The following is a 19,235-nucleotide window of genomic DNA, read 5'->3' as shown; positions in this document are numbered from 1 at the left end:
GTTAATGGTTTACAGACAGAACAGCTTGCCTTAGCATTATATAAGATGAACCTGAAGATTGCGAAAGGGAGATGGCGGCATGATTATCGTAAGCTCCTGCCTGGCCGGGATGAAGGTCAGATATAACGGCACGGATTGTCTGGAGCAGGGTATCCGGCAGCTGCTGGACAGCCGGCAGGCGGTTGCCGTGTGCCCGGAGCTGATGGGCGGTTTCTCTACCCCGAGAGAACCGGCTGAGATTATAGGCGGCACCGGCAAGGATGTACTGGAAGGTAAGGCCCGGGTGATTGACCGGACAGGGAATGATGTGACGGCAATGTACATAGAGGGCGCTTATGCCGCGCTGGAGCAGGTCCGCAGCCTGGCTGCAACCCTGGTAGTTCTTAAGGAGAACAGCCCTTCCTGCGGGAGCTCCATGATCTATAACGGAGAATTTGCGGGTGTGAGAATACCCGGGGAAGGCGTAACCTCAGCGCTTTTGCGGCAACATGGGATTGAAGTGATCTCCGAGCAGCAGCTTGCTGCGCGGTTGCCGGAATTAGAGGGCTGATCCGTGGCGCTGACCATGGACAAATGTTACAATATTGTGTTTATTAACAGGTGGTAAAACAGGCTGTTCAGCAGTATAATCATTTTAAGAAAATTCTGAATTCCAGGAAGCGGAGAATTTCGTGATGAAACCCATCTATTTGGACCACGCCGCCTCAACACCGGTTCATCCGGAGGTGGCAACGGTTATGTATAATATGCTATTGAACGAGTACGGCAATGCGTCCAGTGTGCACCAGTTCGGACGGTCTGCCAAGAGAATCGTAAATGGAGCGCGCGACAGAATCGCGGGCTCTTTGGGCTGTTCCCCTGAGGAGTGGATATTCACAAGCGGCGGCACCGAGAGCGATAATCTCGCCCTGTTCGGCGCAGCCTATGCTTCCGCTCCCAAGGGTAAACATATCATTACTACAGCGGTGGAGCATCATGCAGTGCTGCACACCTGCGCAGAGCTTGCGGAACAGGGCTTCGAGGTCACCTATCTTCCTGTCGATGCTACCGGCCTTGTCTCTCTGAAGGATGTAGAGTCTGCCCTGCGTGAGGATACAGTACTGATCAGCATAATGTATGTGAATAATGAAGTGGGAACTGTACAGCCTATAGAAGAGATTGGCAGATTAGCAGCCGAACGGGGTGTGCTTGTGCATGTAGATGCTGTACAAGCTCTGGGAACGTTGCCTCTGGTGCTGCGCGAGCTGCCGGTAGACTATATGAGCTTCTCAGCCCACAAGATCGGAGGTCCTCAGGGGATTGGAGGGTTGTACGTCCGGCGGGGAGCGCCGCTTATGCCAAGACAGCATGGCGGGCTTCAGGAGCGGGGCCGGCGGGCGGGCACGGAGAGCCTGGCACATACGGCCGGGTTCGCAAGAGCCGTAGAGATGGCTGTACAAGGGCTGCCGGAGCATCACGAGCAGGCTCTCGAATTGCGCGCAGCACTGCTGGAGGGACTGGACAAGCACGCTGGAGCAGGCGGATATGTCATCAACGGAAATGAACAGCATTCGGTGCCGGGCATTCTGAATGTCAGCTTCCCAGGAGCCAGGACAGATGTGCTGCTGATGAACCTGGACATGGAGCGGATTGCGGCGGCCAGCGGCTCAGCCTGCACCTCAGGATCGCTGGAAATCTCGCATGTCCTCCGGGCGATGAAGCTTCCGGAAGAACTTTTGAACTCTGCGATTCGCTTTAGTACAGGTTTGGGTAATACTATTGAAGAAATGCAGGTTGTCGCCCAGAAAGTTGGAACCGTTTTGAACCGGCTGCGTAATAGAGACTAGGCGTCCTTGTAACCTGACAGCCGTTTAAGAGGTCCCTTGGCCCATGGGAATCCGTAAGCAATACTTAAGGTGAGGGGACTTTGGATACCATGAAACTTCAAGATATGATTGGCCTCACTGTATACGAAGTTGAAGAAGGTACGGAAGTCGGTGAAATCATCGACATCGGACTGGATTCAAACTGGAATATTACGGGTATTGAACTGGAAAGCAAATCTTTTTTCTCCAGTCATGTGAAAGTTGTGGCATGGGATAATATTGTCGCTTATGGCGAGGATGCTGTCATGATCCGCAATAAAGAGTCGATTATTAAGGTCGATGCTGACCATATATCCTACACGTTCCTCCTTGGAAAGAACAATTTGAAGGACAGGCAGGTGCTTACAGCATCGGGAACGGTGCTTGGGCGAATATCGGATGTTTATTTTGACCATAAGTTGGGAAATACAATAGTAGCGCTGGAAATCAGTGACGGGCTTGTAACTGATTTGATCGAAGGCCGCAAATGGCTGCCTTGTTCTGAAGGAATGTCTATCGGAGAGGAATCTGTACTGGTTCCCGCGATGAGTGAAGAACGGCTTCAAAAAGCCATTAATATTGTTAACGGATAGGTGGAATGTATTGTATGAAGTGTCCAAACTGCAACTCCAAGGATATCGGCAAGATCGGTTCCCACCAGTTCTATTGCTGGGGCTGCTTCATCGAACTTACGGTTAACGGCGAGAAAATGTCGGTTTATCAGGTTGAAGAAGATGGCACGCTCAGCTCACTTGACGATCTGTTCTCGGGTGAAGAAGTTGCACAGGATTTCCCGCAGATCCACGCATCCTCTTGAGCACTGCCTGATTCATAACCGGTCAACAGTTACATAGATTCGCCGTGCCCAAATACCGGGCGGCTCTTGAGGCCGCCCGGTATTTGGGCATTTTTGAATTGAAGGTACACCCCGGTTGTTCAGCCTACTCCTGCCCGGGCCACTTCGGCTACAAGTTACAATATAAGCTACGACCTACCAGCTACTTCCCCACGCCGGGCGACCGCCTGCTCTGAGCAAGTGGACAAACGTATCTTAATTCCTCGATTTCTGCGAGATGCTGGGTAGCAAGTGGAAAAACAGCAACTATTCATGTTAGTTTGCGGTACTTTGGCTGAATGGTGCAAATTTAAGTGTTGTTAATCCACCTGTTGTTATCGCAGCGTCCATTCATCCATCAGCAAGTGTAGAAAATCCAACTATTTCCTGTTCTCCCAACTATCCAAACGGATAAAGCTGTACTATTACGCTCCTCCGATACTCACCAAGCTGTGAAAATCATGCTATCCCCGTTCCCCTCACCCCCCCGGATACCCGCCCCAATACGAAAGTTGCATCTTTGTTATACAGGCTAAGGAATTGGTATGTTACCTCCGGGATACGGACTCTATACTGAAATCGACTGGCGGAATGGCCAGGATTCAACAGGGTTCTATACAAGGGGGAATGTTCAGATGTACCGCAAAGGAATATCCAAGCTTTTGATTGCCGGTCTGCTGCTGTCAGGAATTCAGCTTCCGGGAACTACGGGAATCGCCCAGGCAGACAGCAAGGACCTGGCTAACCTATCTGCAAGTGCAGGCAGCACAGACGCAGTCCAAACGGCAGGGTATGCCGACATGAAGCAGCACTGGGCTTCGGCAGCAGTGAACAGGCTGTCAGCCGCAGGAATTCTGCAGGGGGACGGGGAAGGACAATTCAGACCGGGACGAGCTGTCACGCGTGCAGAGATAGCCGTGGTGATCAACCGGATGTTCCGTTACACGGATGCAGGCCGTACTATTTTCAGTGATGTAAGCGCTTCTTCCTGGTATGGCCAAGATGTCAGCGGGGTTAGTGCAGCAGGCGTTATCCAAGGTTATGCGGACGGCCGGTTCCAGCCGGGAGCGGCTGTAACCCGTCAGGAAGTGATGACGATGCTGAGCCGGGCATTCACGCTTAATGCGGGCTCTCCTGCTGCACTTACAGCGCAGTCCGACGCAGCAGCGGTCAGCGGCTATGCCCGGGAAGCAGTGAGTGCCATGCTGGGCACCGGATATATTCGCGGCAATCCGGACGGCAAGCTGAACCCGCAGGCGCAGATGACCCGGGCCGAGCTGGCTGAGCTGCTGGGCCGCATGGTCGGCTGGATCAGTTCAGCCGAAGGAAGCCACTCCATTGGCGGGGTGTCCGGCAATGTAATTGTCAACCGCGCGAACGTGCAGCTTGAAGAAGGAGCCGTTAGCGGGAATCTGTATGTGACTGCCGGAGCAGGAGAAGGGGACGTATCGTTCTCGGGCATCAAGGTGCAGGGAACCACCCATATCTCCGGAGGCGGCGGGCATTCAGTGGTCTTCCGCAAAGCTGCGCTGGGCGAGGTCAAGCTGAACAATCCCAAGGCCCCTGTACGCCTTGTCCTGGAGGACGGGAGCACAGCCGCACGTATCGAATTGCTAGAGCCGTCCAAGGTTGAGATTGGGGCCGGTTCACGGGCTGAGGCCGTGGTCATCGGTGCTGGTGCTGCCGGTTCAGAGATCATAAACCGGGGGCAGATCGGCCTGCTTGAGAACCAGGCGGACCGTGTGCTTCTCAACACCCTGGCGCTTAAGGCTGGCGAGACGCTTCGCGGCTTGTCCGGCAACGGAGCCACGCCGCAGGCGGGTGCTACCGCTACTCCAGCCCCGGCAATTGCGGGCGGGAGTACAGGCGGGGACACGCCAACGCAGGCACCTGAGGCGCCGGTGCCAACAGCCACGCCGGTGGCTACACCGACAGCAACCCCGGCTGCGACGCCGGTGGTTACTCCGCCAACCCAGGAGAATCCATGGGAGCTGGTCTGGAATGACGAATTCGACGGCCAGGCTATTGATGAGAGCAAATGGAATGTGCAGGATACCGGAACGGTATACAATAACGAATTGGAATATTATCATCCGGACAACGCTTCGCTTACAACAGAGAGCGGGCAGAGTGTGCTGGCCCTGGAAGCCCGGAAGGAAGCTTACGGCGGCAAGAACTATACGTCAGCCAAGCTGACCTCCAAGATGAAGGGCGACTGGACGTACGGCAAATTCACGGTGCGGGCCAAGCTGCCGGTTCAGCAGGGGATGTGGCCGGCCATCTGGATGATGCCGACCGATGATGAGAAGCAATATGGACCTTGGCCGGGAAGCGGCGAGATGGACATTATGGAGCTGACGGGACCGGTGGCTGGTAAAAAGGAGGCAGACCTGTATCCAAGAACCGTTCATGGCTCGATTCACTATGATATCCCTCATTTGTCCCAGACCAAAACCTATGTTCTGCCCGAAGGCCAGACCTTCGCTGATGATTATCACGAGTTCACGATGGAATGGCTTCCGGGCCTGATCCGGTATTTTGTGGACGATAAAATGTATTTTGAAACCAGGGATTGGGGAACAAAGGCAAACGGTCAGCCGGACTACTACACGTACCCTGCACCGTTTGACCGGCCGTTCCATATGATCCTCAATCTGGCGGTGGGCGGCGACTGGCCGGGCGATCCGGCAGCGGACTTCAAATCGGATGAGATGTATGTGGATTATGTCCGGGTCTACAAGTATACGAACATGGATCAATGGCCGGATGTAACCGGACAACGGCCGACGAACCCGGGGCTCTCGACCCCGCAGCGTCCTGCCTTGCCAGACGGGAACCAGATTTATAACGGAGACTTCACAGGTGCCACAGCGGCCGAAGGTCTGCCGGAATATTGGGAATGGATTGAGAATGACGGGGGCAGCGGAACCGTCTCTGTCACACAAGATCAGGAGAAGGGCAAGGCCGTGAAGGTTGCCATCGGTAAGCCGGGAACCCAGAATTATTCCATTCAGCTTACGCAGAAGCCGCTGCTGCTGGAGAAGGACAAAGCCTATAAGGTAACGTTCGATGCCAAAGCGGACGCAGCCCGTCCGCTGATGAGCAAGCTGACAGAATTCGGCGGGGGATGGACGGCGTATTCCGGGGAACGTAATTTCCAGCTTACGCCGGACTGGCAGTCGTATGAATACAGCTTCACGATGCCGAAGGCCTCCGACAATAATGTCCGTTTCGAGTTCAACCTCGGCCTGAACGACATTGCCGCCTATTTCGCCAATGTCCGGGTGGTAGAGACAGAGGCGCCGCCGGTGGTGCGCACACCGCTTGCCGATGGCAACCTGATCTATAATGGAGGCTTCGAGCTGGGAGAAGGGCGGCTGGGTTATTGGAACTTTGCCGTTAAAGAGGGCACGGAAGCAGCGGCGAAGGCCAGTGTAACCAATACGCTTGCGCTGCCGATGATGAAGCGTGAGTTCCAGGCAGACGTACAGAAGGCCGGAGGGTCGCCGGAGGATGTGATGCTTACGCAGACCGGAATTCCAGTGTCCGCAGCAGGCGTCTATCAGCTTGCCTTCGACGCGAGATCGGATCAGGCGCAGCCGCTTGGCATCAAGCTGGAGAATAGCGGTGGACAGACGGTCTATCCCGACGGGGCAACCTTCAGCCTGACACCGGAGTGGAAGAGCTATACAGCAGAGATTGCACTGTCCGGCGGGTCCGGTACGGAAGCCGTATTATCGTTCCTTCTGGGCGGGGCTCCGGGGCAGACCGGGATTGACAATGTGCGTCTGATACGGATGATTGATCCGCCTGTATTCACGAACTACCTGCATCTGCGGGGGGACCAGTACTGGAGATCATCGGGTACCGGCCTGATTCCGAGCGGTGAAGGCGGCAAGGACATCACGGATATGGACGAGGGCGACTATGTGGAATACAAAGTGGTGCTGCCTCAGGCTGCCCGCATTGTTCCGGTAGCCCGGGTATCCAGTGTGCGTGCGGATTCGGAGCTTACGCTGTCGGTGCTGGATGCCGGCAAGCAGAGTGTGGTAACGGGCTCAGTCTATAGCTCGGCAATTGGAGACACCGGGGGTCTTCAGGCCTACCGCGCTATCGTCAGTCAGCCGCTGGAGCTGCCTGCGGGAAGTTATTATATCCGTCTTGGCGGCAGCGGCTACAATCTGGCCTGGCTGGATCTGACCCGCGAGCTGGTGCTGAACGGCAGCTTCAAGGGCGATTCTACCGAAGGCTGGACGCTGTACAAGCGGGATTGGGACAGTAATCCGGTGAAGAATACCGTCATGAACGCTGTGTATGGTGCGCTGCGGGTTGACCTTGGCGGCACTGGTGATGACGACTGGAACGTACAGGTGAAGCAAGGGGGAATACCGGTAGAACAGGGCAAGAAGTACCTGCTGCGCTTCGATGCGGATGCCTCCATCAGCCGGGAGATCCGGGTGCTGGTTCAGCGTGACGGCTCATTGGACGGGATTTGGACCCCATACACGAATGAGAAAGTCAGCCTGAGTGAAGCGGGCGGACATTATGAATATCTGTTTACCGCTCCGGCAAGTGATTCTGCTGCCGTCCTGCAATTCAGTCTGGGCAAGGTTAACGAGCTGCTGGGAGAGCATACGGTCAGGCTGAGCAATATCTCTCTGCTTCAGGTAAGTCCAGTGATGGCCGGTGAGGCATATGAGGAGAATCTGATTCCGAACGGAGATTTCTCCTCCGCTTCGCTTAAGGGCTGGAGCAGCTTCTCCTCCGACAGCGGCGAGTTATCCATTGACAATGTGAACGGGGCGCTGAAGATCAAGGTGGGCTCCACAGGAACGAACACCTGGGACCGGCAGGTCTTTTATGAGGGAGTCGCTTACAACGAAGGCAATCATTATACACTTACCTTCAAGGCCAAGGCGGATCTTAAGCGCAAAATGAATATCAGCATCGGCTGGCTGGATGTAGCGAATAATTACACCTGGCACGGGTACACAAGCAAGATTGTTGATTTGGATACGGAATACACCGAATATACCCTGGAATTCGATGTTGCCGGGGACAGCACTTCTATCGGCCGCATTTCATTCGAGCTGGGCAACATTAAGGACGGCGGCACGGGTCAGCTTGCGGTGGATATTGATGATATTGTGCTCATGAATAACGGAACCGTACCGGCGCCTTGAATAAGCTTTAGATTTTGTTATCCAGGTTTGCGATTTGGTATTTAGACCGGCAAGAAACCCTTTTATAATCAGTACATGGAGGACGGGCAGCCGTTCTCCATGCTTTTACATTCGGGTAGCCAAGAATCCATACATACTGGGGAATAATTCACGTCTAAACGGCATTCTATACCCCGATCAGATCATATCTTCATGACGCCAAAATACTGTATCAGCGGTATGACTGCGGAAGCTGCCAAGGCTAAGCCGCAGGATACCAGAAAAGAGGAGAACCATCATGATGCTGAAATTCAATACGGCAAGACAAGCCACAGCTTCCGCTGAGGATATTCTGAGACAAGCGTTCGCGGACCGGATTGAGGCGGGCAGGCCGCTTAGCGCCGTCTTTACCGACTCGCAGCGCTGCGGGGCTGTCGGCATAGCCGGTCTGCCGCTTCGGCTGCCTGCCATTCAGGAGCTGCTGAAGCTCCCGGCCGTGGCAGCGCTGGTGCCGGTGGAAGCCGGAGCATCCGCGCTGTTCGCCGTGAACGGCGCAGGCACGGAATTGGCGCTGTATATCCGCCATGCGGGAAGACAGGAGCAGGCCGTAGTCCTGCCGGAAGCTACTGCGCGCCAAGCGCTGGAGCTGCTGCAGGCTGCACCAGGCTGGGCGGGCACGCTTAACGCGAAGGGCGAGCATGTGATTGATCTGCGCTCACCCGTGCCGGGTCCGCATTTCGCGGTCAATCTGCTGCTGGGCAACCGTCTGGAGTTCCCTCATCCGCTCCAGACTACCCCGAAGAGCGTCGTAGACCGGACTGGCGGCGGCAGCTTCCGCTCCCATGCCGCTACTCAGGTGCTGGCGACCCGCTGGGATATGCGCCAGGAGGAGAACGGCTTCCCGGCCAACCGTCAATTCTATCTGTTCGAGGATGGGGAGCAGATCTTCTACTCCGCAGATCCGGGTGCAGAGGGCATTGAATCGGCGGTCTGCCGCCATTCGCAGAATGCAACGGTCATCACATACCGGATGTCCTGCGGACTTGAGATTACACGTACCATCTTCATTGTGCCGCATTCCGAGGGTCTGCCGCTGGCTACCGAAATGCAGCGGATTGAGATTGTGAACCATGGAGAAGGCGACCGCCGCCTCCGTCTGGTATACACCGGAATGTTCGGCTCAGCGGCTCCGGGGGCGCTGTTCGAGGATGTGCTGTACAGCAATGTCATCATGCAAGGCGGGGTATTGCAGGATTCTACCGGCGCTGTGGCTGCGGTCAGCCCCGACTATTATCCGGAAGGCGGGCGCCACGATCTGCGCTTCCACACGATGATTGTACATGGTGAAGACGGACCGGTGCTTCCGCGCGAATACTGTGTCAGCTACAACGAATTCGTCGGCACTGGCTCGCTGCACCGTCCGAACGGTGCCCTTAAGCTCAGCAGCATTCTGCACCGCAAAGGGCCGGGATTCTTCGCTGTCGCCGGGGAGCTTCATGTTCGTGCCGGAGCTTCGGCGGCGGTTGACCAGTTGACGGGTCTGGTCTCCGACAAGAGCGGCGCGGCCTGGAACGAGACCGTGCTGGAGGAGGAGGTAGGTGCCCTGATCGCACGCTTCGCAAGCCGCCGCTCGGCAGAAGCGGCATTGGCTGAGTCCCTGGGATTCGTGCGGGATTATGCCAAGTTCCTGCAGGTGTCCTCAGGCGACGACAGCTTCGATCTGTTCGTCAACCGCAACCTGCCCTTCCAGGTGCTCTACCAGAGCTTTGTCTCCCGTTCCTTCTGCCAGACCCAGAAGGGATACAGGGAGATCGGCTTCCGTGAGATTCAGGATCTATATGCTTCCATGTATTATTTCGTCGGTATGGGCCGCAGCGGCCTGGTCAAGAGTCTGTTAAAAGAATGGACCGGCATGGTGTTCGAGCTGGGGTATGCGTATCACAATTTCTTCTGGGCCGGCAAAGAGCCGGGTAAATGGTCTGACGATGCCTTATGGCTTGTTCAAGCCGTCTACCGCTATGTCATGCTGACCGGAGATGTGGAGTTCCTGGATGAGCCTTGCGGGGTGGCGGGACAAGAGGCTACCCGGCCGGTCTTCGGGACACTGAAGGCGATCATTGTCTATTCTGGGCAGATTTCGATCGGCCGCCATGGCCTGCCCTTGCTGGATTTCGCAGACTGGAACGACTGTCTGAAGCTGGATGACACGTATCTGAACGGCCCGGCCAAGGAGGCGCTCTACCGGGAGCAATTGCAGCAGACAGGCGGGGTCTTCGGGGATTCGCTGGAGAGCGATTATTCCGAGAGCGTCATGAACGCCTTCCTGTTGAAGGTGGCGGTCGATGAATTGTCTGCTCTGGCCGTCCGTAAGGGAGAGCAGGAGGATGCCGATGATCTGAAGCGCTTCGGAGTGAAGCTGCGCGAACGCATTCAAGAGCATGCCTGGAAGGGCAATTTCTTCGCCCGTGTGCTGTTCAACCGCTACCCGGACGGCGAATACACGTACTTGGGTGCAGCAGGAGACGGGATGTCTGCAGATCCCGCGTCAGACGGTTCATACTTCCTGAATTCGTTCAGCTGGAGTATTCTGGCGGGTTGTGCGGATGAAGCGCAGATCGCTGTGATGCTGGATACCATGAAGTCGCATCTGATGACGCCTTACGGGCTGAAGCTGGTCTCGCCGGTTGCCTTGGGCCGCGTATCCACCCACACGGCATCCGATGAGTATTTCCCGGGCGACCGTGAGAACGGCGGCGTGTTCAAGCATGCCTGTATGATGGCCGCTGCTGCCATGTTCAAGGGAGCGAAGCAAGTATCGGACTCTGCACTTGCTGCCGAACTCAGCCGCCTTGGCTATTGGCTGCTGGACCGGATTATGCCGTTCAAGACGATGGAAGATCCGTTTGCCATCTGCGGGAATCCGCGGTTCTGTACCCAATACAACAACAGCGAGACCGGTGAGAACATCGGTCCGATGCTAAGCGGCACCTCGACCTGGCTCACCCTCTCGCTGATGGAAGCGCTGGGCATTGAATATACGGAGCAGGGCATCGCGCTGAGTCCGATTCTGCGGGAAGAGCAGACGGAATTCAGCTATACCCTGAAGCTTGGTAGCTCCTCCTACCGGATTCGGGTCCGCAAGCCGGAGGGCTTCCACCGCATGCTGGATGGAACAGCCCGCCTGACGCTGGACGGCCGGGTGCTGGAGGATGGGATGGTACCGGCGGCAGATGACGGCTTCTCCCATGAGGTAGAGCTGACCTTTGCCGGCTAAAGGGTTTTACAGCGGCGGTCGCGGAATTCATGCGGGGTCATCCCGGCGTATTCCTTGAAGAGCTTGATGAAATAATGGGCGTTGGAGTACCCTAGCTCCGAGGAAACTTCATAAATTTTCAGCGGCGTATGGATTAGCAGATACGCCGCTTTTTCCATCTTAACCTGACTGATATAGTCGCTGATCCGCTTGCCTGTCTCCAGCTTGTACATTTTGGAGAGATAGACCGGGTGCATCTGGACATGATCGGCAATGGCCTGAAGGGAGACATAGTGCAGGTTACGGTTGATATATTCATGTACATTCCGGATCAGTTCAGTCCGGCTGCTCCGCCGCTCGGAATCGAAATACTCCCGCAGCAGAAGGATAACCTCCATGGCCCATTCCCGCAGCTTATCCGGCGTCTGGAAGGAGGTCTGCTCCAGCAGCGGATTGCCGACAATCTCGCTCAGCATCTTGTTATTCTTGTGGGCGAAGTAATAGAATGCGGTCTCCAGATGTAAACGGGCTTCGTGGATATGCTCCAGTGAACGCTCGGGACTATGGACCAGCTCCGATACGATAGCATTCAGCTTATCTTCAATGCCCTGCCAGTTGTTCGCTTCGAACAGGTGAAAGAACAGCGGAGGCTCATAGAGCGGCTGAAGAATCTCCACCGGCTGGGAGCCGTTGTTGTCTGTGGTGTCAAGATAAATGCCGGTTTCGCTGCCGATATGCTGGCGGATGGCTGAAATGGCGGATTGATAAAGCGTATAGACCTGGTCAGGGAAGTCTCCCCAGCCTGTGGTTACTACGGACAGGCCGCCGCCCATCAGGGTGCTGACATGATTCTGCAGCTGGTAGGCCGCCTGGGCAACCTCATTTCCCGGATGGCTGCCGGGTTCAAGATCCGTCTTAGGCTGAAGCAGGAATACGAGATAATCATGCACATCCTTGCAGGACCAGATCAGGAACCGGTCCTGGAACAGCTCCTGTGCGATATTAATGATCGCATATTCAAACAGCAGCATGCTGTGCATATCCTGGCGACGGAAGAACTCCTCGGGGCGGACCACCGCAAGGCATACCGGCAGGTCGGTGGACAACGGCAGATCGAACTGGGACAGCCGCTCCTGCAGCTGCTGCCTGGGCAGCTTGCGTCCCTGCAGCAGTTCCCCGAGCAGGCGGTCCCGCAGGATCGGAAGATGCTCGCGGAAGGTCTGCATCGTCCGCTGATGGGAGGACCAGGCCTCCCAGTCACTGCGCAGCTTCTCCTGTAGCTTGCCGATGACAGCGATCAGCTGGTCACTCGCAATCGGCTTGAGCAGGTAGGCGCTGGCCTGCTCTTCAATGGCCTTGCGGGCGTAATCAAACTCGGCATAGCCGGTCAGCATTACCACCCGGATATGCTTCCAGCGGCGGCGGATCGCGGCAATCAGCTCGGTGCCCGACAGCTCCGGCATATTGATATCTGTAACTACAATGTCAATGGGGTGGCGCTGAAGCAGCTCCAGTGCCTCATACCCGGAATAGGCTTTGTGGACCTGGCCGAAGCCCATGTCCGCCCAGGGAATCGAAATGGACAGATCATCGACAACATAAGGTTCGTCGTCAACCAGCAGAATTTGGTGCATAAGGTTCCTCTTTCTTCTCCATTCGGAGAGTCGTGGTTAGGCCGCCTTCAGGTGAAGGGGCAATCTGCAGGCCGGAGGCCTCGCCATAATAAGATTTGAGGCGCTGCTGGATATTCCACAGCCCGCAGCCTCCGTCCTCGCGTGCGGTTTCGGAGATACGCTCCTGAAGAGCAGCGATGGCTTCAGCAGTCATACCGGCACCATTGTCTTCGACGGTAATCTGAATGACCTCCCGGATTCGGCGGGCGGTGATCCGAATGAAGCCTTGGCCGATTTTCCGCTCAATGCCATGAATGATACTGTTCTCAACCAGGGGCTGGATGAGCAGCCGCGGAATTTGCAGGTCAAGCAGCTCGCCCTGAATATCCATGTCGTAGCGGATACGCTGCTTCCGCAGGTTCTGAATCTTCAGGTAGTTCTCCAGCAGCTTCAGCTCATCCTGAAGGGTGGTGAGGGAATGGTCTACCCTCGTGATATAGCGGTAATACTCGCCCAGATTCAGGGCCATGGCCTCCACGGAATCCGTATCGCCGATGGCGGCCTTGCTCTTGATGAAGAACAGGCAATTGTACAGGAAATGCGGGTTGATCTGCGACTGAAGCTGCTTCAGGTGGGCGTCCTTGGCCCGGAGCTGCTCCAGATAGACCTGCTCGATCAGCAATTGGATCTTCTCCGCCATGTCATTGAATTCCCTGTTCAGCATCGTGAACTCAGGATTGGTCTTGGTATAGATACGGGTAGACCAGCGTCCTTCCTTCATCCGGTTGAGCGAGCGCAGCAGAAGGCTGACCGGACGCTGCACCTGACGGTAGAGCTGCAAGGAGAAGATTAGGCTCATCACCAGCAGGACGGCGGACCCTGTCAGGAAGAAGTAGCGGCTGCTGCGGATCGGCTGCAGAATCTGCTTCAGCGGCGAATAATGCACGACCTTCCAGTTAATGGCCGAGGAAGGCACCGAGCTGACCAGAAAGCTTCCCTCCTCCAGATTGAAAATATCCGAGGAGCTCTGTCCGGCCGCGAACTTCAGCGCCCCGGTGATCCGCTCCGCCATGTCCCGGTCCGTCTTCCGGGAGAGAATGACCCCGAGGGACGGATGGAACAGGAAGGTATCCCCCTTGTTCTGTGACTGGAAGGCCTCGAACATCCGTTCAATGTTCGATACCGGAAAATACATCGACATCAGCAGCTTCGCCTCACCCGGGGTGCTTGTCTCCTGGGCAGGGTCTGACAGCAGCAGCCGGAAGCCCGCCTCCGTACCGGTCCTGGCCTCAGAAATATACTCCCAGCCCGCCGGGAGCGGCTTCTCCAGCACGGAGACGTCGAAGGAGAGCGAGGAATCCGACCCCAGGGTCTCACCGCTGAAGGGCTTGTACAGGACAATCCGGTTCTCCCACGTACTGGAGCTGGTCTGAAGGGAGAGCTTCTCCAGCACCGTCATAATAGTCTGGGCGGGATCAATGAGATGGCCCAGCTGCGTGATCTGCTCATAATCGCGGATGGTCGGGTCTCTCTGAAGGGCATACATGCTGCCTGCGAGCTGGTTGATATTATTGTCCATCTGCTGGGTCAGGAATTGCAGATGATTCAGGTCGGTTGTTTTGATCTGGCTTGTAATAACTCCGACATCCTTACGGTAAGACAATCCGTAGAACAAAAGCGTGGCTGCAATCAGGGAGAGAAGGATTGCGACCATTTTGATAAATAGATTGGGACGCCAAGCCACCATAAGATCATCCTTTTCAAGACATTTGCTGTAATATGAAGAAGTGTATCATAAGATCATGAGGTCGATTACAATACAATCTGTCCGTCACACAGAACTCTACGAAAAGCAGGTGGTTTCATGAAAGTCCGTTTACCGCTGTCTATACTGCTCTTAATATTGTCAGGCTGCACGTGGCACAGCACCGGCATAAGCCAGCCGCCGGTTGCTCCGCAGACCACAGCTTCTCACTTCGATGTTAAGGAAGGCAAATATGATCCTCCGGTAGACCTGTATACGGCCGGCTCCGTGAACCCCAACCTGAACTTCATCCAAGGGGAGAGCCTGGAGCATAACGTACATACGGTCTGGGCCGAGAACCGGCTTGGCATCCGTATCCGCTATCTCTGGACCATCTCCGGTACATCAGAAACCTATGCCAACAAGCTGCGGCTTGAGCTGGCCAAAGGCAACCTGCCCGATATCGTAACGACAAGAGATGCCGCTGTCATCCAGGAACTGATTGACTCCGGGCAGTTCATGGAAGTCGGTGACCTGTTTGAACAGCATGCTTCCGAGGTATGGAAGAGGGCTGTTGCCGAGGATGCTTCGGCATGGAATCCCTTCGTGCGCAGTGGTCACAAGTATGCTATTCCCATCATGGATTATGAATATAATTCCGATCCGCTGCTCTGGGTCCGCCAGGATTGGCTGGACAAGCTGAAGCTGGAAGCCCCGCAGACCCTGGATGAGCTGGAGCAGGTCATGGATGCCTTTGTCAACCGGGACCCGGACGGCAACGGACTTAAGGATACCTATGGCCTTTCGGTCGGTTTTCGCAACGGTCCAAGTACCTGGATGGGGGACAGCAGCTGGATATTCGGTGCGTTCGGCACGGTTCCCGAGCAGTGGAACCGCCGGAGTGACGGCACTCTGGAATACGGCTCTGTCCAGCCGGGGGCCCGGAAGGCCGTGCAGCTCATGAAGCAATGGGTGCAGCATGGATACCTGACCGCTGACAGCGCTTGGCTGGATGAAGAGGGGGCAGCCAATCAGTTCATCACCGGCAAGGCTGGCATTATTGCCGGTCCTTACTGGATGCGCGGCTGGCCGCTGTCCAGCTTGACCCAGTCGGACCCGCAGGCGCGTGTCAGGGCTGTCGCCATCCCTGCGGGACCGGGCGGCCTGTTCATGAGAAGAGGCACGTTGCCTGTCAACGGCGCTATCCTGATCAACAAAAAGATGAAGCATCCTGAAATCTTCTTTACTTATCAGAATTATTTGTTCGATTCCTACGCCGCTTCGACCGGCGAATTCACCCATGGGCTCGCCGAAGGCTACGATTGGGCAATGACGGGCGGCGAGCCGACGGACCAGTCTTCGGCGCTGCCGCTGGGCGGCATCCGGGTGGCCTCCTACACACTGACCTTCGACGGGGCAAGGATACCCTCTGAGGTGATCCGGGAGATTCCGAAGGACATTGTTCCCGTGCTGCTGTCCCAGAAGGAGGCTTCACGCAAGGAGCAATTCACGGGACCCCCAACGGCGACGATGAAGCACGACGGCGAGCTGCTGAAGAAGCTGGAGCAGAAAAGCTTCCAGAAAATCATCTTCGCAGACAGCGGAGTCGAAGAGTTCGACGAATTCGTAGCCAAGTGGAATGCCTACGGAGGATTGACCGAAACCGCTGAGGTCAATGCCTGGGACAGCAGCCACCGGTGAATGCGACAGGGACAAGAAACCGCCTCAGGTATAAGGCGGTTTCTTTCTTGAAATATAAGGATTTATATGTTGCACACGATAACTCATCCTTCTATTTCTCACTGAGATGGATCGGGAGTATGGCTCTTCCTATTATCGTACTGAATGATAGTGGCTGCTGCCATACCAATGTGCCGATTGGAATAACAAATTTTGAAGATGTGCATCCGTTTCAGCGAAAAGACCCCGGCCGATGCCGCTTGCGCATCGCCGGGGCCTGACACCTGCCTGCAAGTCTAGTTGCTTGTGTACTTCAGCCAATCGTAATAAGCGTAGAGCGGGTTCGCACCGTTATAAGAACCGAGCCAGGAATCCACACCGGTTCCGTTCCAGAGGTTCATCATAATTTTGCCGGGCCGGGAGGGGATATTGCTGGTTGCCGTATGCTTCAATACACCGTCGACATACCACTTGATGTAGCCCGGCTGCCAGTCGAAGGCGTACGTATGATAACTCTGGGAGGCATCGAAGCCAAGGTTGACGATTTTCTCATGGCCGCCTACGCCGTTCGTGTAATAGTTGAACTGGACCTTGGTGGTATCCTTGCCGAGGAACTCAATATCAATCTCATCCCAGGGCGTGCCGTCTGAAGGACCGGTATAGGTGAAGAAGGAGGAGACGATCCCGCTGTTCTTGGCCGGCTTCATACTGACCTCGTATTTGCCGTAGCTGTACTTGTTCACAGAGCGGTACTCCGCGCCGTCAAATTTATTATTGCTGGGACTGGTCAGGGCCAGACGAAGCTGTCCGCCACTGGTGAAAGAGATGTTATTCGCACGCCAGGTACAGTTGAACATGGAGCCATTCGAGTAGCCGTCGGCTTTTTGCCAGGTTGCGGGATTGAAGTAAGTCAGAGGCTCATTAAAGACGGTGGCCGCCGAAGCGGACGGAGCTCCTGTCAGCAGACCGGCCAGCAGCAGGGTCATTCCTGCACCGAATAACTTGTGTAGCTTTCTCCTCATATACGATACCCTCCTCATAATGAAAGCGCTTTTACAATATGATTGTAGCGAACCTGGGTTCCGGCCACTATACCAACCTGCGAATTGAAATAACAAAAAACCAATTTTTTGCAGAGCAGAGTATTTCACTCCCCTCCCACACATACTAATATGGCATGACGGTTAAGGGCTGTACACGTTCAGGAGGGGTATTATGGAGGAGTGGTCCCGCAGTAAATGGCTCCGCTGGATGATCGGCGTGCTGCTCTCATTGATTATTCTATATTTCGTCTGGCTGCTCCGTCCGATGCTGAATGGGGTATTTCTGTTTCTAAAAGCGATCCTGGCCCCATTCCTGGCCGCCATGATTATCTCATATGTGCTGAATCCGGTGGTCACCCTGCTCTCCAGAAGAAAAATGCCGCGCAGTGTGGCCGTCCTGCTGATCTATGCGGTGTTCCTCACCTCGCTTGCGGTGATTCTCATCAACCTGATTCCGATGTTCATCGAACAGCTGGAGGAGCTTAACGAGCATCTGCCGGAGATGACTCTGCATGCACAGGGGCTGATGAAGGGCATGAACTCCAGGCTGATTCCTCCCGGGGTGGAGACGGGAATGAATAACTGGTTCTATCAGCTGGAGAACCGCCTGGCCGAAGGGATCTCCCACTTCCTTAATAATATAGCTTCGACGATCGGCCTTCTGTTCAACGCATTTATCGTGCCTTTTCTGGTGTTCTATATCCTCAAAGACTTCGAGGTGTTCGAACGGGCGGTGGTCTCCTGCCTTCCCCGTTCCCGCCGCAAGTCGATTGTTACGCTGCTCAAAGACATTGACGAGGCGCTCGGCAATTATATCCGCGGCCAGTTTCTTGTCTGCATCATCATCGGTGTGCTGGCTTATATCGGTTATGCCATTATCGGCATGCCTTATGCACTGCTGTTTGCATGTGTTGTTGCGGTGTTCAACATCGTGCCTTATATGGGCCCATTTCTGGGGGCGGCTCCGGCCATTGTGATGGCTTCAACCCTGTCGTGGCGCCTCGTCCTGCTGGTGGCGGTGGTGAATACACTCTGCCAGATGCTGGAGAGCAACGTGATTTCTCCGCAGGTGGTGGGACGGAAGCTTCATCTGCATCCGCTGCTGATTATCTTTGCACTGCTGGTCGGAGGGGAGATCGCGGGCATGATTGGACTCATTCTGGCTGTGCCGTTCTTCGCCGCCGCCAAGGTCGTCATTCAGCATATCATCGGCTATTATATCCGCAGAAAACCGGCTTAAAGACGGCAGTTCTTCCTCCCGCTACACCAGGAATCGGGGAATTGTAACTACTTCGTGTGAAAGGATTGACGGTACATGTATCTTTTGGTTATAATGTGGTGAATATTACGAATAAGAAGCAGTTGTCATAGCAGTGCGATGAAGAGGAGTATTAATTCGTGAGACCGTTATTGCAGAGAGCCGGCACCCCAGGTGCGAGCCGGTTAACGGACCGCAGTGAACTCACCTCGGAGTAATGGCGCGAGCCGCAGGTTCCTTATCTTCATACTAAGGATTCCGGCGTGTGAACCGTCGTCGTCTCACCCCCGTTACAGGGTGTCAAAGTGAGTGCCGGACAAAGAATGTCCGCCGCTAACTAGGGTGGTACCACGGGAATTCATACCTCTCGTCCCTAGCGATAATACGCTAGGGATGGGAGGTTTTTTTGCGGTTGGAAGGCAGCGGCCCGTACAGGGATTATGCAGGTGCATCAATGGGTTGCCCGGGGGAGCGGCGAAGCGGAAGCGGGTCTGCCGGCCCGGCGAAGCATGGACGGGTTCCTACATACCCGGCAAATCAATGGCGGATTTGGCTTTTCAAGCTCTATCGGCCCAGCGAATCATTGCGGGTTCTTGGGCTTTGCTGTTCCGCAGGTGAGACGCGCGGGCTGGCTTTAGAATTAAGCAGGAATGAGAAACGGAAAGAAATTTTGGAGCTGTAGAAACGAAGTGTTCGCCTTTATTCTCGGATTTCTACCGCTGAGAAGCGGTTCAAATCAAAGAAATCGGAGAATAACAGCGATCGGAAGCCCAAAACTTTCTGCGAGTGACGAATACTTCCTG

Annotated in this window: 13 protein-coding genes; 10 read left to right on the top strand and 3 right to left on the bottom strand. The window is 55.3% G+C overall.

Features of this window, described 5'->3' with window-relative positions:
- Positions 1 to 79 precede the first annotated feature (79 nt).
- The 7 genes from HQN87_RS04775 (at position 80) to HQN87_RS04750 (ending at position 11,115) form a co-directional block, all read left to right on the top strand.
- On the top strand, positions 80 to 550 hold the full coding sequence (locus tag HQN87_RS04775; RefSeq protein WP_173128547.1) for a 2-thiouracil desulfurase family protein: 471 nt from the start codon (positions 80 to 82) through the stop codon (positions 548 to 550).
- A 124-nt stretch (positions 551 to 674) separates the two neighbouring features.
- Positions 675 to 1,826, top strand: a complete 1,152-nt coding sequence (locus tag HQN87_RS04770) for a cysteine desulfurase family protein (RefSeq protein ID WP_173128902.1) — start codon at positions 675 to 677, stop codon at positions 1,824 to 1,826.
- Positions 1,827 to 1,915: 89 nt separating this feature from the next.
- Positions 1,916 to 2,437 (top strand): PRC-barrel domain-containing protein, encoded by a 522-nt coding sequence (locus tag HQN87_RS04765; RefSeq protein ID WP_173128544.1) that lies wholly within the window; start codon positions 1,916 to 1,918, stop codon positions 2,435 to 2,437.
- A 14-nt stretch (positions 2,438 to 2,451) separates the two neighbouring features.
- The gene (locus HQN87_RS04760) at positions 2,452 to 2,661 is read left to right on the top strand and encodes a YrzR-like zinc ribbon domain (protein WP_036690502.1); all 210 of its coding nucleotides are present in this window, start codon (positions 2,452 to 2,454) and stop codon (positions 2,659 to 2,661) included.
- 653 nt (positions 2,662 to 3,314) lie between these two features.
- A complete protein-coding gene (locus HQN87_RS04755; RefSeq protein WP_173128541.1) occupies positions 3,315 to 7,862 on the top strand; it encodes a carbohydrate binding domain-containing protein in 4,548 nt (1,515 codons plus the stop codon).
- Between the two features lie 192 nt (positions 7,863 to 8,054).
- A complete protein-coding gene (locus HQN87_RS32660) occupies positions 8,055 to 8,186 on the top strand; it encodes a hypothetical protein (protein ID WP_301953154.1) in 132 nt (43 codons plus the stop codon).
- Positions 8,140 to 11,115, top strand: a complete 2,976-nt coding sequence (locus HQN87_RS04750; protein ID WP_216857145.1) for a GH36-type glycosyl hydrolase domain-containing protein — start codon at positions 8,140 to 8,142, stop codon at positions 11,113 to 11,115. The genes HQN87_RS32660 and HQN87_RS04750 overlap by 47 nt, the downstream gene beginning before the upstream one ends.
- Here the strand turns inward: HQN87_RS04750 and HQN87_RS04745 are convergent.
- Both HQN87_RS04745 and HQN87_RS04740 read right to left on the bottom strand, forming a co-directional pair.
- Positions 11,112 to 12,728 (bottom strand): response regulator, encoded by a 1,617-nt coding sequence (locus HQN87_RS04745; protein WP_173128538.1) that lies wholly within the window; start codon positions 12,726 to 12,728, stop codon positions 11,112 to 11,114. The two genes, HQN87_RS04750 and HQN87_RS04745, sit on opposite strands and share 4 nt — an antisense overlap.
- On the bottom strand, positions 12,706 to 14,421 hold the full coding sequence (locus tag HQN87_RS04740; RefSeq protein WP_216857144.1) for a sensor histidine kinase: 1,716 nt from the start codon (positions 14,419 to 14,421) through the stop codon (positions 12,706 to 12,708). Before HQN87_RS04740 ends, HQN87_RS04745 begins: the two co-directional genes overlap by 23 nt.
- Positions 14,422 to 14,571: 150 nt before the next feature.
- Between HQN87_RS04740 and HQN87_RS04735 the strand changes: the two genes are divergently transcribed.
- The gene (locus HQN87_RS04735) at positions 14,572 to 16,152 is read left to right on the top strand and encodes an extracellular solute-binding protein (protein WP_173128532.1); all 1,581 of its coding nucleotides are present in this window, start codon (positions 14,572 to 14,574) and stop codon (positions 16,150 to 16,152) included.
- 275 nt (positions 16,153 to 16,427) lie between these two features.
- On the opposite strand, the gene bglS is transcribed toward HQN87_RS04735, so the two are convergent.
- The gene (bglS, locus tag HQN87_RS04730) at positions 16,428 to 17,117 is read right to left on the bottom strand and encodes a beta-glucanase (RefSeq protein WP_425517075.1); all 690 of its coding nucleotides are present in this window, start codon (positions 17,115 to 17,117) and stop codon (positions 16,428 to 16,430) included.
- A gap of 229 nt (positions 17,118 to 17,346) precedes the next feature.
- Between bglS and HQN87_RS04725 the strand changes: the two genes are divergently transcribed.
- Both HQN87_RS04725 and HQN87_RS04720 read left to right on the top strand, forming a co-directional pair.
- Positions 17,347 to 18,414, top strand: a complete 1,068-nt coding sequence (locus HQN87_RS04725; protein ID WP_173128525.1) for an AI-2E family transporter — start codon at positions 17,347 to 17,349, stop codon at positions 18,412 to 18,414.
- Positions 18,415 to 18,872: 458 nt separating this feature from the next.
- Complete coding sequence (locus HQN87_RS04720) at positions 18,873 to 19,070, top strand: hypothetical protein (RefSeq protein ID WP_173128522.1); 198 nt, start codon at positions 18,873 to 18,875, stop codon at positions 19,068 to 19,070.
- Positions 19,071 to 19,235 lie beyond the last annotated feature (165 nt).

The sequence above is a fragment of the Paenibacillus tritici genome, assembly GCF_013204885.1.
Taxonomy (GTDB): domain Bacteria; phylum Bacillota; class Bacilli; order Paenibacillales; family Paenibacillaceae; genus Paenibacillus_AQ; species Paenibacillus_AQ tritici.
This window is presented reverse-complemented; position numbering and strand designations above follow the sequence as displayed.

Bases quoted from the DNA above. Each gene is read 5' to 3' on its own strand.
- HQN87_RS04775 (WP_173128547.1), top strand. From the start codon at position 80: ATGATTATCGTAAGCTCCTGCCTGGCCGGGATGAAGGTCAGATATAAC.
- HQN87_RS04770 (WP_173128902.1), top strand. From the start codon at position 675: ATGAAACCCATCTATTTGGACCACGCCGCCTCAACACCGGTTCATCCG.
- HQN87_RS04765 (WP_173128544.1), top strand. From the start codon at position 1,916: ATGAAACTTCAAGATATGATTGGCCTCACTGTATACGAAGTTGAAGAA.
- HQN87_RS04760 (WP_036690502.1), top strand. From the start codon at position 2,452: ATGAAGTGTCCAAACTGCAACTCCAAGGATATCGGCAAGATCGGTTCC.
- HQN87_RS04755 (WP_173128541.1), top strand. From the start codon at position 3,315: ATGTACCGCAAAGGAATATCCAAGCTTTTGATTGCCGGTCTGCTGCTG.
- HQN87_RS32660 (WP_301953154.1), top strand. From the start codon at position 8,055: ATGACGCCAAAATACTGTATCAGCGGTATGACTGCGGAAGCTGCCAAG.
- HQN87_RS04750 (WP_216857145.1), top strand. From the start codon at position 8,140: ATGATGCTGAAATTCAATACGGCAAGACAAGCCACAGCTTCCGCTGAG.
- HQN87_RS04745 (WP_173128538.1), bottom strand. From the start codon at position 12,728: ATGCACCAAATTCTGCTGGTTGACGACGAACCTTATGTTGTCGATGAT.
- HQN87_RS04740 (WP_216857144.1), bottom strand. From the start codon at position 14,421: ATGGTCGCAATCCTTCTCTCCCTGATTGCAGCCACGCTTTTGTTCTAC.
- HQN87_RS04735 (WP_173128532.1), top strand. From the start codon at position 14,572: ATGAAAGTCCGTTTACCGCTGTCTATACTGCTCTTAATATTGTCAGGC.
- bglS (WP_425517075.1), bottom strand. From the start codon at position 17,117: ATGACCCTGCTGCTGGCCGGTCTGCTGACAGGAGCTCCGTCCGCTTCG.
- HQN87_RS04725 (WP_173128525.1), top strand. From the start codon at position 17,347: ATGGAGGAGTGGTCCCGCAGTAAATGGCTCCGCTGGATGATCGGCGTG.
- HQN87_RS04720 (WP_173128522.1), top strand. From the start codon at position 18,873: ATGCAGGTGCATCAATGGGTTGCCCGGGGGAGCGGCGAAGCGGAAGCG.